This is a genomic window from Streptomyces sp. A18, from assembly GCF_059026065.1.
The window spans coordinates 76674-89298 of sequence record NZ_JBWLKL010000028.1 but is presented as its reverse complement, the minus strand read 5'-3'; the positions used below and the strand labels follow the sequence as shown (position 1 = coordinate 89298).

The 12625-nt window shown below is 71.0% G+C and carries 9 protein-coding genes; 4 read left to right on the top strand and 5 right to left on the bottom strand.

Annotation, left to right across the window (positions count from 1 at the left end):
- Positions 1-30 precede the first annotated feature (30 nt).
- On the bottom strand, positions 31-468 hold the full coding sequence (locus AC5P1C_RS31835; RefSeq protein WP_249589249.1) for a MarR family winged helix-turn-helix transcriptional regulator: 438 nt from the start codon (positions 466-468) through the stop codon (positions 31-33).
- Positions 469-611: 143 nt separating this feature from the next.
- On the opposite strand from AC5P1C_RS31835, the gene AC5P1C_RS31830 reads away from it, so the two are divergent.
- Positions 612-794 carry a ribbon-helix-helix protein, CopG family gene (locus AC5P1C_RS31830; RefSeq protein ID WP_493869415.1) on the top strand — a complete coding sequence of 61 codons (183 nt, stop codon included), beginning with the start codon at positions 612-614 and terminating at the stop codon, positions 792-794.
- A gap of 67 nt (positions 795-861) precedes the next feature.
- Here AC5P1C_RS31830 and AC5P1C_RS31825 read toward each other — a convergent pair whose 3' ends face one another.
- Entirely contained in the window at positions 862-2304 is a 1443-nt protein-coding gene (locus AC5P1C_RS31825; protein WP_493869414.1) for an NCS2 family permease, read from the bottom strand.
- 225 nt (positions 2305-2529) lie between these two features.
- On the opposite strand from AC5P1C_RS31825, the gene AC5P1C_RS31820 reads away from it, so the two are divergent.
- Together AC5P1C_RS31820 and AC5P1C_RS31815 are read left to right on the top strand one after the other, a co-directional pair.
- Positions 2530-2802 (top strand): DUF2530 domain-containing protein, encoded by a 273-nt coding sequence (locus AC5P1C_RS31820; RefSeq protein ID WP_493869413.1) that lies wholly within the window; start codon positions 2530-2532, stop codon positions 2800-2802.
- A gap of 113 nt (positions 2803-2915) precedes the next feature.
- Entirely contained in the window at positions 2916-5318 is a 2403-nt protein-coding gene (locus AC5P1C_RS31815) for an HAD-IC family P-type ATPase (protein ID WP_493869412.1), read from the top strand.
- Positions 5319-5328: 10 nt separating this feature from the next.
- Here the strand turns inward: AC5P1C_RS31815 and AC5P1C_RS31810 are convergent, their stop codons facing one another.
- The 3 genes from AC5P1C_RS31810 to AC5P1C_RS31800 form a co-directional block, all read right to left on the bottom strand.
- Complete coding sequence (locus tag AC5P1C_RS31810; RefSeq protein ID WP_493869411.1) at positions 5329-6147, bottom strand: calcium-binding protein; 819 nt, start codon at positions 6145-6147, stop codon at positions 5329-5331.
- 310 nt (positions 6148-6457) lie between these two features.
- The gene (locus AC5P1C_RS31805) at positions 6458-9592 is read right to left on the bottom strand and encodes a sacsin N-terminal ATP-binding-like domain-containing protein (RefSeq protein WP_493869410.1); all 3135 of its coding nucleotides are present in this window, start codon (positions 9590-9592) and stop codon (positions 6458-6460) included.
- A 252-nt stretch (positions 9593-9844) separates the two neighbouring features.
- Positions 9845-10783: a DUF3027 domain-containing protein gene (locus tag AC5P1C_RS31800; protein WP_493869409.1), complete on the bottom strand. Its 939-nt coding sequence runs from the start codon at positions 10781-10783 to the stop codon at positions 9845-9847.
- A gap of 313 nt (positions 10784-11096) precedes the next feature.
- Here AC5P1C_RS31800 and AC5P1C_RS31795 point away from each other — a divergent pair, with 313 nt between their 5' ends.
- Positions 11097-12551, top strand: a complete 1455-nt coding sequence (locus tag AC5P1C_RS31795; protein WP_493869408.1) for an MFS transporter — start codon at positions 11097-11099, stop codon at positions 12549-12551.
- Positions 12552-12625 lie beyond the last annotated feature (74 nt).

The following is a 12625-nucleotide window of genomic DNA, read 5'->3' as shown; positions in this document are numbered from 1 at the left end:
CTGATGTGGGGGCTATAGCTGATGTGGCGGCTATAGATGCGCGAGCTTCTCCAGGACCGGGGCGGCGGCACGCAGTCGCGCCCACTCGTCCTCGTCGAGGTGCTCGGCCAGACCGGCCAGCCAGGCGTTCCGCTTGCGGCGGCTCTCCTCGAGCATGGCCTCGGCCGTCTCCGTCTGGGTCACCACCTTCTGGCGGCGGTCCTCGGGATGCGGCTCGAGCCGGACGAGACCCTTGGCTTCGAGCAGCGCGACGATGCGGGTCATCGACGGCGGCTGCACGTGTTCCTTGCGGGCCAGCTCACCGGGGGTGGCGTGGCCGCAGCGGGCGAGGGTGCCGAGCACCGACATTTCGGTGGGGCTCAGCGACTCGTCGACCCGCTGGTGCTTGAGTCGACGGGACAGGCGCATCACGGCGGAGCGCAGGGAGTTCACGGCGGCGGCGTCGTCACCATGGGAGAGGTCCGGCATGTTCGTTAGAGTAACTCATTACTCTCGCTAAAGACCACTCGGTTCCCGCATCACCGGCCACAGAACCCTTTCGTCACCCATATGAGTGAGGTGGCTTCGGAAAGTGAGACGCGGGCCGCGGGACGGCAGAGACCCTGTCACGCATGGGATCGACAGTGCTCAGCCTGCGAATAGACGGTGAGCTGCTCGACCGGCTCAAACAGCACGCCGCCAAGAGGGGAATGAGCGTCCAGGACTACGTGGTCGGGACGCTCATCCGTGACGACTTCGACGAACGTTTCAAGACGTCCATCGAGGAGACGGAGAAGTTCTACGGGGCCGCCTGACGCGCCCGCAGGGGCGCGGGGAGCTGCGCGCTCGCCCCCCCCCACGGGCCCGCGGAGAAGAGCGAGCCTACGTAAGCCCCAGCGCCGGCATCAGGTAGTAGAACGCGAACACCGCCGACACCGCGTACATGGCGACCGGCACCTCCCGGCCACGGCCCGCGGCCAGCCTCAGCACGGTGAAGCTGATGAAGCCGATGCCGATGCCGTTCGTGATCGAGTACGTGAACGGCATCATCATCATCGTCAGGAACGCCGGGATCGCGATGGTGAAGTCGCTCCAGTCGATCTGACCGATCGAACCGGACAGGATCAGGAAGCCCACCGCGAGCAGCGCGGGCGTGGCCGCCTGGGACGGGACCATCGTCGCGATGGGCGTGAGGAACAGCGCCACGGCGAAGAGAGCGCCGGTGACGATGTTGGCGAAGCCCGTACGGGCGCCTTCGCCGACGCCCGCGGTGGACTCCACGAAGCAGGTGGTGGCCGAGGAGGACGAGGCGCCGCCGGCGGCGACCGCGATGCCGTCGACGAACAGGACCTTGTTCATGCCCGGCATGTTGCCGTTGGCGTCGGTCAGCTTGGCCTCGTCGCCGATGCCCATGATCGTGCCCATGGCGTCGAAGAAGCAGGACAGCAGGACGGTGAAGACGAAGAGGATGCCGGTGAGCAGCCCGACCTTCCCGAAGCCGCCGAACAGGCTGATCTGACCGACGAGCCCGAAGTCCGGTGTGGCGACCGGGTTGCCGGGCCACTCGGGCGTCGTCAGGCCCCAGGAGGGGATCGTCGCGACCGAGTTGATGATCATCGCCACGATCGTCATGACGACGATGCTGATGAGGATCGCGCCGGGCACCTTGCGCACCAGCAGGCAGAGCGTGAGCAGCGTGCCGAGCACGAAGATCAGTACGGGCCAGCCGGTGAGGTGCCCGTCACCGCCCAGCTGCAGCGGGACCGTGGTGTGCGCGGCGTCCGGGATGCGCGAGACGAAGCCGGAGTCGACGAGGCCGATCAGCATGATGAAGAGGCCGATGCCGATCGCGATGCCCTTGCGCAGCCCCAGTGGCACGGCGCTCATCACGCGTTCCCGCAGGCCGGTCGCCACGAGGAGCATCACGACGAAGCCCGCGAGGACGACCATGCCCATCGCGTCGGGCCACGACATGCGCGGCGCGAGCTGGAGGGCGACCACGGTGTTCACGCCCAGGCCCGCGGCGAGCGCGATCGGGACGTTGCCGATGACGCCCATCAGGAGCGTGGTGAAGGCGGCGGTCAGCACGGTCGCCGTGACCAGCTGCTTGTTGTCGAGCTGGTGCCCGTACATGTCCTTCGCGCTGCCCAGGATGATCGGGTTGAGCACGATGATGTAGGCCATCGCGAAGAAGGTGGCGAAGCCGCCGCGGACTTCCCTGACCAGGGTCGAGCCCCGTTCGGTGATCTTGAAGAAACCGTCGATGCCACCCTGCGGGGGCATCGGCGGCTTGGCGTCGACCGGGGCTGTGGCCGAGGAAGGCATGCGGGACCTCATGGACTCAGAGAAGGTGGCTCAGAGAAAGGAAAGATCGCTAAGCGGGGGATTCCGGTCGCCTTGTTTGTTCTTACGAAAACAACCAGCCATTAACGAGCCGTTTCAGTATGAATACATAAGGGGGAAATCGCTATCTCCGCGCGTAGACCCATGGGGCGACGGGGCACACCGGCCCCCTCGGGGCCCGGTCACAAGAACTCGTAAGCTGTGGCCATGGAGAAGTGGACCCCCAAGCACGACGCGCCGGAGCCCCTGGAGGGCCCCGTCGTCGCCACCATCACGGGCGGCACGATCCTCTGGTTCGTCCTCTTCCTGGTGCAGCTGCCGTTCTACGGCTGGTTCGACGACCGCGACGCGACCTGGTGGGTGTGGACCTGTCTGGCCGGTGCGGGCCTCGGCCTGATCGGCATCTGGTACGTGCGGGGCCGCGACGCGGCGCTCAAGCGGGACGCCGAGCGCAAGGCGGCCGGCACGGCCGCGGAGTAGCCGCCCTTCGGCGGATCGGCCGTACAACCACGGGAGTGTCCGTGTCCTACCGTGGTCGGATCTTTCGGCCACTCAAGGGGTGAAGCCCCCGCCCCGCCCGTACCGTCGATGTCATGACGCATATCGACGCGGGCGCCGAGCTCGACCCGGTCCACCCGGTGGCACCGCCCACCGGACGCGCGACGGGTCTGACCGCCGCCGAGGTCGCCGAGCGGGTCGCACGCGGCGAGGTCAACGACGTACCCATCCGCAGTTCCCGGTCCGCCACCGAGATCGTCCGGGCGAACGTCTTCACCCGCTTCAACGCGATCATCGGCGTGCTCTGGGTGATCATGCTCTTCGTCGCGCCGATCCAGGACTCCCTCTTCGGCTTCGTCATCGTCGCCAACACCGGCATCGGCATCATCCAGGAACTGCGCGCCAAGAAGACCCTGGACGGACTCGCGGTCATCGGCGAGGCCAAACCGACCGTGCGGCGCGACGGCACGGCGGCCGAGATCTCCACCTCCGAGATCGTCCTCGGCGACCTGGTGGAACTGGGCCCGGGGGACAAGATCGTCGTGGACGGCGAGGCGGTCGAGACCGACAGCCTGGAGGTCGACGAGTCGCTCCTGACCGGTGAGGCCGACCCGGTCATCAAGAAGCCCGGCGACAAGATGATGTCGGGCTCGTTCGTGGTCGCGGGCGGGGGCGCCTTCACCGCCACGAAGGTCGGCCGCGAGGCGTACGCGGCGCAACTCGCCGAGGAGGCGAGCCGCTTCACGCTCGTCCACTCCGAGCTGCGCTCCGGCATCTCCACGATCCTCAAGTACGTGACGTGGCTGATGGTCCCGACCTCGATCGGCCTCATCATCAGCCAGCTCGTCGTCAAGGACGACAACTTCAAGGAGTCCATCGCCTACACCGTGGGCGGGATCGTCCCCATGATCCCCGAGGGTCTTGTGCTCCTCACCTCGGTCGCCTTCGCGATCGGCGTCATCCGCCTCGGCCGCCAGCAGTGCCTCGTCCAGGAACTCCCCGCGATCGAGGGCCTGGCCCGCGTCGACACGGTCTGCCTGGACAAGACCGGCACCCTCACCGAGGGCGGCATGGACGTCACCGAGCTGCGTCCGCTGAACGGCTCGGACGAGGCGTACGTACGCAAAGTGCTCGGCGCCCTGGGCGAGTCCGACCCGCGGCCGAACGCGTCGCTCCAGGCGATCATCGACTCCTACCCCGACAGCGAGGAATGGCGCTGCACCGAATCGCTGCCCTTCTCCTCGGCCCGCAAGTACAGCGGCGCCTCCTTCAGCGAGGGCGACGGCAACGACTCGACGTGGCTGCTCGGCGCCCCGGACGTGCTGCTGCCCGACGGTGACCCGTCCCTCGCCGAGATCGAGGACCTCAACCAGCAGGGCCTGCGCGTCCTGCTCCTGGCCCGCGCCGCCGGTGAACTGGACGACCCGGAGGTGGCCGCGGGGGCCCGCGCCACCGCCCTGGTCGTCCTGGAGCAGCGGCTGCGCCCGGACGCATCCGACACCCTGCGGTACTTCGAGGAGCAGGACGTCAGCGCCAAGGTCATCTCCGGCGACAACGCGGTCTCGGTGAGCGCGGTCGCCGGAAAGCTGGGCCTGCCGGGCGCTCAGAACACCGTGGACGCCCGCCGCCTGCCCACGGAACAGGGCGAGATGGCCGAGGCCCTGGACACCAACTCCGTCTTCGGGCGCGTCACCCCGCAGCAGAAGCGCGACATGGTGGGCGCCCTGCAGTCACGCGGCCACACGGTGGCGATGACGGGCGACGGCGTGAACGACGTCCTCGCCCTGAAGGACGCCGACATCGGCGTCTCCATGGGCTCGGGCTCGGAGGCGACGCGGGCCGTGGCCCAGATCGTGCTCCTGAACAACAGCTTCGCGACGCTGCCCTCGGTGGTCGCGGAGGGCCGCCGGGTCATCGGCAACATCACGCGGGTCGCGACGCTGTTCCTCGTGAAGACCGTCTACTCGGTGGTCATCGCGCTCCTGGTGGTCTGCTCGCAGGTGGAGTACTTGTTCCTGCCGCGCCACCTGACGCTGCTCTCGACCCTGACGATCGGCGTCCCGGCCTTCTTCCTGGCCCTCGCGCCCAACAAGGAGCGGGCCAAGCCCCACTTCGTACGAAGGGTCATGCGGTACGCGATCCCGGGCGGGGTCGTCGCGGGCGTGGCGACGTTCTGCACGTATCTGCTCGCCCGGAGCCACTACGCGGGCGCGGGCGCGCGGGAAGCCGAGACCAGCGCGGCCACGCTGGCGCTGTTCCTGATCGCCATGTGGGTGCTCGCCATCATCGCCCGCCCCTACACGTGGTGGCGGCTCGGCCTGATCTCCGTGATGGGTCTCGGCTTCCTGCTGGTGCTCACCGTGCCGTGGCTCCAGGACTTCTTCCAGCTGAAGCTGGTCGGCACGACGATGCCGTGGGCGGCGGTCGCGATCGCGGCGACGGCCTCACTGATCATCGAGGTCGTCTTCCGCTGGGTCGGCCGCCGCTTTCCGGCCTAGCGTCCGGTGACTAGCGGACGTCGACGAAGTCGCTCGTCGACGTGACGGCCGGGGTCGTGGACGTACCGGCGAAGACGTAGCGGAAGTAGCCGTCCGCGGAGGCCTTCACGGTCGTCTTCAGGTTGCCCTTGGTGTCGGACGTGATCGTCTTCAGGGTGGAGTAGGAGGCCGCGCCCTTCTTCTTGTACTGGAGCTTCACGGACTGCTTGGTGTAGCCCGCGTACTTGGAGGTGTCCCAGTTGGCGCGGGTGAGGGCGCCGGTGACCGTGAGGGTCTTGCCCTTCGTGATGGGCTCCGGGGAGGCGTTGGTGGTGAGGCGGGCGTTGCGCTGGATCTTGGCGTTGGACGCGTACGCCTCGTCCTCGGCCGAGTCGCCGTCGTTCGCGCCAATGGCGGCGTAGACCTTCCAGCCGGACCCGGCAAGGCCGTTGTAGAGGTCCGTCTTCGGGTCGGCGATGACCGTGACGGAGCAGGTCGAGGTGGTGGCGTTGACGACCTTGCAGGTGCCGTCGAAGTCGTCCGGGGCCAGGACGCCGTCGGCGGTGTCGACGCTGCCGCCGTGGTAGAGGAAGGCGCTGCCGGCCGCGATGCCCTCCGGGTCGGTGGCGGTGACGGAGACGGTGAACTGCACCTTGTTGGTGGTGCCGACGACGACGTTCTTGCCGCCGTTGACGGTGACCTTCGTGATCTCGGTGTCGCCGACGTTCGCACCCAGCGCGGCTATGCGAGGTGCGGTCGACGGACCGTCGACCGCCTGGGCGGCCGGGACGGCGAGTGCGGAAAGGGCCAGGGTGCCGGTCAATGCGGCCACGGTGGCACGGATGCGCATGTGTTTCCCCAGTTGGGAAGGGGCTCCGCGGTGCGTGGGGGCTGTCACGCGGGGCCCGGTGATCTAGGAGTCTGTTGACTCGGAAGATCAGACCCGCGACCCACCCCTGCGGTTGTACGAGAAGTGAAGATTTCGTGACCGGGAAATGGACTCCGAGCTCCCGGCCCTGCGACCCGGGCCCGAAGGGGCGCGGGGACCTGCGCGCCCAACCACGACTCACCCGCACCCGACGACGAACAGGCGACCCCATGGGGCGCGGCGCGGGGAACTGCGCGATCAGCCACAACCCACCCGCACCCGCGGGGACGCCTCAGTCGAACCAGCGGTCCCGCTCAAGCTCATCCGTCCGCGATGGATCTTCAAGCAACGCGGCCACCTCGAAGCGCCGCGGCCACTGCCCCGCCGCCCAGGCGAGCCCGGCGGCGACGCCCTCCAGCGTGGCCGCGTGGACGACACCATCAGGCGTCCGGCGCCAGTCCAGCTCGACGCCGCCCGCGTTCAGCTCCTCGTACTCGACGTACGTCTCCGGCGTCCCGGGGCCGAGAAGGACCCGCACAGCGTCCTGCACGGGATGCTCCACCCCCTCCCCCGAGGGGGCAACCGCCACCGTCTCGCCCAGCCTCCGTACCTGGAACAGCTCGGCCAGGTCACGCGCCTTGCGGGGCTCCACGGGCAGCAGCGCCACGCCTCCGGCCAGCGGCAACAAATCAGGCGCGTCGGCGACGACCGCGTCCGCCACGTCGACCACCACGACCTCGCCGTCCACGACGGCCCGCACCTCGTCCGGCAGCGTCACCTGCTCCGGGTCCAGATCGGCCAGTGCGCCGTACAGCGCGTGCAGTTGGGCCGCCGAAACGGTCCTCTCCGGGTCCGCGAGCCGGTCGAGCAGCTCGGCCGCGCCGCCGGGCTCCTCCAGAAGGGCGGCGACAGACGTGCGTACGCCGAGGGCACGCAACACCTGCTCGTCGTCGAACCCGGAGGCGTCGGCGGCGTCGTAGAGCCCTTCGAGCAGCGGGTCACCGTCCGCGGCCCGCAGCCCGGCGGGCCGCCGGCCGCCGAGGACCGGATTCCCGCGCAGCCACCACGCCGTGTACGAACGGACCGTCTCCGTCGTGCCGTCCGGGAGCAGGATCCGCAGCGGCTGCGTCAGCGCGTCCCGCAGCGGCGGGCGCGAAAGCATCGCGAGGGCCTGCGGCCAGCGGTCCTCGTCGACCAGATCCAGGTCCCGTACGGCGATGATCTCGGTGGCGACCGGCGGGACGGGAGTCTCCGGCAACCGGTCGAGGGTGTCCTCGCACCACACGTCGACCGCGTCGAGAAGGCCCGCGTCGTCGGGCTCCGCGAAGTCGCCCTCGCGCGGCTCCAGTTCATCGGGGTCGAGTACGACGTCGGTGGCGCGGACAAGCGCGAAGGTCGCGAGGACACCGCACGCGGCGAGGGGCTGTTCGCCCCAGCGCTCGGCGAGTTCGGCGTCCACCGTGGCGAGTTCGTCCTCTCGCATGACCTGGGCGAAAGGGCTGCCGGGAAGGACGAGTTCACCTGCGGGAGCGAGCTCACCCTCCTCATCGGGGAGGGCGAGCGCGCCGAGCCAGGGCTCGTCGCCGGGCGCCAGGTTCGCCTCGCGGACGAGCGAGAGCACGATGTCCGCGAGCTCCTCGGCGTCCACGGCGTCCTCGTCCCACGTGTCGTCGTCCAGGGACGCGGCGACGGCGGCACGGACCTGCGGGGTCGTCAGGACGGCGCGGGGCGTGGCGGGCAGGGCGCCGAGCTTCTCCAGGAGGGGATGCACGGCGGCGGGGTGCGCGACCTTCAGGCCGAGGCGGACGAGGGCGGCGGGGTCGCTGTCGTCGCCGATGGCGGGGAGCAGGACCTGGCGGGGCCCGATGGTGGTACGCCCGTCGGCCAGCGGTACGGGCAGCCCGGTGAGGCGGTCGGGATCGACACCGGCGAGGGCGTCGTACAGCCGGTGCCACCAGTCCGGCTCCCGCTCCAGACCCGCGAGACGGTCGATGGCCTCCGTCAGCGGGACCCGGGCGACACCGAGGGTGCGCAGCTCGGCCCGCCGCTCAAGTCCCGCGGGCAGCAGGCTGGGCAGGACGTCGGCGAGTACGCGTACGGTGTCGGCGCCCGCGCCCTCCACGACCTCGGCGTCACGCGGCCGCAGCGCGACGGGGACCTGCCACTCGGGTACGTCGGGGTCGTCCTGGGGGACGGCCTCCACCGCGGGCGGCAGGAAGGCGGTGCGGGGCAGCCGGTCGAGGATGGCCTGGCGCAGGGCGCCGTCGAGCTCGCTCTTGCCGAGCGGGCCGGGGACGAGGCCGATGATGCCTTCGCCGACGGGCCGCCAGTCGGCGAGGAGTTCGGCGTACGCGTCGGCCGCGCGCTGCACGAGGAAGTCGGTGAGGGGTCCGGGCGCCGCGTGCCGCCGGGTGGTGTCGAGCGGGAACGAGGCGATGAGCAGGGCGGGCACGCCGAGCGGCTCGTCGCTCGGGGTGGGCGCGTGCAGGACGGGGGCGCTGCGGGGTGCTCGCGGGGCGCCTTCGCGGTCGGTGGGCACGGCCCAGGTCACGGACCAGTGGGGACGCAACCGCTCTTCGACGGGCCGGTCGGCGAGGAGCCCCGGCTCCAGGGGCCCTTGCCGGGCGACGGTGCGCCATCGGGTGTCGCCGTCACGGGTGTCGGATACGTCCACGTAGCCGGGTTCGGCGGTGCGGCGGAGGGTGCGGGTGGCTTGGTCGCCGACTTGGACCGTCACTTCCTCGAGGCCGGGGAGGGCGAGGAGAAGAGCGTCATCGATCCCGTCGAGGAGCCGTACGACGAGATCCTCGGCGGCGGCGTCGCGCAGGGGCAGGATGACGACGGTGTCGTACCCGCCCGGGGCGGTTCCCTCGGCGGCGAAGGGCAGCCGCAGCAACGGCACATGGCCGTCGCGCCTACGGATTTCATCCCCGAGGCCGGGGCTGAACCGGGCGGTGTCGGCGGCGAGTTCACGGGCCTCGCTCAGGGACCAGCGGACGCCGCCGGTACGCCCGACGAGGGCGGGCTCGTCCGAGACGGCGAGCACGGCGGCGAAGCCGACGCCGAACCGCCCGACGGCCCCGTTGTTCTGCTCCTCGCGCTTGGCGGAGGCGCGGAGGGTGGAGAGGGACTCGACACCGGTGGCGTCGAGAGGGGCACCCTTGTTGGCTGCGGCGAGGACACCGTCCCGGAGGGTGAGGGCGAGCCGTCCCGGGGCGCCGGCACGGGCCGCGGCGTCGGCGGCGTTCTGGGCGAGCTCGACGATCAGCCGGTCGCGGTAGCCGCCGAGTGCGAGGTCCTCCTCCGCGTTGGCGTCCTCCCGGAACCGGGCCGGACTCGCCGCCCAGGCGTCGAGAACCCCCCGGCGGAGCCGTGCCGTGCCGAACGGGTCAGTGCCCTCGGCCGCCGGCCGCACGGTCTTGCTCACGGTGTCGTCTCCCTCGCTTGGTTCGCGGGGCGAACGGTATCGCGTCCGGAGGCACCCACGGCGGGCGGTCCACTCCCACGTGGCCGCTTCGCGCTGGGCGTACGCAGGCCATCTGCGGGCCGGTGGTCACCTACCCGCGCAAGGAACCCGGCGGCCCGGAGGCGGAGCCGGAGAAGGACCGTCAGCCCCACCCGCAGGGGACGCAGCCCCGCCCCGCGGGGCAACCCCCGGTCCGCCACCCCCAGCGGCAGCTCAGGAGTGGCCGAGTTCCTCCGCCGCCCCCTCCAGCGGTACCGAGCCCGAGTCGGGCGCGGGGCGCAGGGGGAGGACATCCACCCGGGTCTCGTCGAGGACGGGCGCGGCGGGCCGCGACGGTTTAGGCATCACGGCAGCCTCCGAGTGGCCCCCACAGCCGTACGCCAGGGACACCACATGACCGTCCGCAGGGCCGAACTCGTTCGCGCACACCCCGAACGCCTGGCCGAGGGATCCGCCGATCGGGGCGAGGAAGCCACAGCTGACGCAGGACGCGGGCGCCGCCTGCGCCATCGCCGTCTTCGCGCCGTGCGTCTCCTCCCAGCGGTCGGCCGCCGTGTGCAGGCCGTACCGGGAGAGGACACGGGCCCTGCGCATGCCCAACTCGTCCGCGATCGCGGCGATCGACCCGCGCGCGGGCACGGCAGGCAGCTCGGCGGGCGAACCAGCCGTGACTTCCGCGTCCTCCGCATCGACCAGCTCCGCCATCTCCTCCGAGAAGACGGAGTTCGGCGGCGGCTCCTCCTCGCCCGAGTAGCCGGGCTCCAGGCGCAAGTCCTCGGCATCGGTCGGCAGCAGGTCCCCCGGACCCATGTCACCGGGACGGAGCCGCTCGCTCCACGGCACCCACTCGGGGGCCAGCAAGGCATCAGGGCCGGGCAACAGCACCGTCTCGTCGAGCGTGACGACCTTGGCACGCGAGGCGCGGGCCACCGTCACGGCCCAGCGCCAGCCCCGGTAGCCGAAGTCCTTGCACTCGAACAGGTGAGTGACAACCCGGTCGCCCTCGACCACAGCCTCGACGTGCTCGCCGACCACTCCGGGCGCGGCGGCCTCCTCGGCCGCGTCCCGGGCCAGTCCCACCGCCTCGGCGCACAGGCGGTCGGGAGTACGCGGGGTACGCGGGGTACGGCTTCGCGTTGTCGCTGCGCTCACAGGTATCGCTTCTCTCCTACGCCGTCTCACGAGTGCGCCACCCATACGCGGGAGTGCGGACGGAGCGGACCTGAGGGCCGCGTCGACGTCCGCGCCCGAACGTCCTCGGGCGCACCTACATCATCCATTCTGCGGGATGACCGAGAGGCGCGCGGCCAAGAACAACCGCCGCAGGCGCGCTACGCACGCTACCTTCTCCTGGCCCCTGGGCCTACACCGGCGTGCCCGCCCCCTGCCGCGGGCCCGGTCTGATGCCGCTTCGCGGCGGTTTTCCCGACCGCCCACCCGATTGCCCCGCAGCACCCCGCACCGTATGCGCACTACTACGCGCCTTACGGGGCACTATGGCGAGGTGGCCTCCGCAAGGTCGTCCTCCCACGGAGTCAGCGGACGGGGCCCGGTGCTGAACCGGGCCGCCCGCTGGGTCGGCCGTGCCCTGCACCTGCCCTTCACGGGCACGGCACGCGGCATCCGCAAGGCCACGCACGCGCACGGCGCGGGCGAGTCCGGGCTCGGCAAGCTCATCGAACTGCACGCCGTGAACGGCGCCGGCGACGTCATGATCACCATCGCGCTCGCGTCGACCGTCTTCTTCTCCGTGCCGACGGACGAGGCCCGTGGCCGTGTCGCCCTCTATCTCGCCATCACGATGGCGCCCTTCACTCTCCTCGCCCCCGTCATCGGCCCCCTCCTGGACCGCCTCCCGCACGGCCGCCGCTACGCCATGGCCGCCGCGATGCTCGCCCGCGCCCTGCTTGCCCTGCTCCTGTCCGAGGCGGTGATCACGGGAAGCCTGGAGCTCTATCCCGCCGCGCTCGGCGTCCTGGTCGCGTCCAAGGCGTACGGAGTCGTCCGCAGCGCCGTGGTGCCCAGACTCCTGCCCAAGGGGTTCTCCCTGGTCAAAGCCAACTCCAGGGTCACGCTCGGCGGGCTGCTCGCGACCGGTGTCGCCGCTCCCGTCGGCGCGGGGCTGCAGGCGCTCGGGCCGCGCTGGCCGCTCTACGGCGCCTTCGTGATCTTCATCGTCGGGATGTTCCTCTCCCTCTCGCTGCCGCCGAAGGTCGACTCCGCGAAGGGCGAGCACAAGGCGCTGCTCGCGGCCGACGAGGAACATCTGCACCTGCACGCCCGCGCCGAGGCCGCTGCGGACACGTCCAAGAAGCGGCGCCTGGGGCTGCGTACGGTCGGGCCCGCCGTCACGCACGCCCTCACCGCGAACGCGACGCTGCGCTGTCTCTCCGGATTCCTCATCTTCTTCCTCGCCTTCCTGCTGCGCGAGGAGCCGCTCGGCGGCCAGAGCGCCGCGGTGTCCCTGGGGATAGTGGGTGTCGCGGCCGGTGTGGGGAACGCGCTCGGCACCGCCGTCGGTGCCGGGCTCAAATCACGGGCGCCCGAAATCATCATCGTGACCGTCGTCGCCGTCGTCCTCGGAGTGGCGATCACCGCGGCGGTGTTCTTTGGGGCGATCGGCGTCGCCTGCCTGGGCGCGGTGGCGGGCTTCGCGCAGGCCATGTCGAAGTTGTCCCTGGACGCGCTGATCCAGCGGGACGTCCCCGAAGAGGTGCGGACCTCCGCCTTCGCCCGCTCGGAGACCCTGCTCCAGGTGTCCTGGGTGGTGGGCGGCGGAATCGGCATGGCCCTGCCGCTGGTCGGGTCCCTGGGTCTTTCGGTGGCCGCGGGGATCATCGCCATCGGCTGGCTCTCGACCGCGCGGGGCCTGCTCTCGGCCGCCCGGCACGGCGGCAAGCGCCGCCCGCGGGTGGCGTGACCCAAGGCCCTGGCCGCCGCCCCCGCACCCGCGCCCATGGCCGAAAAGAGCCCGCGCCCGGCGGCTTCAGTCCG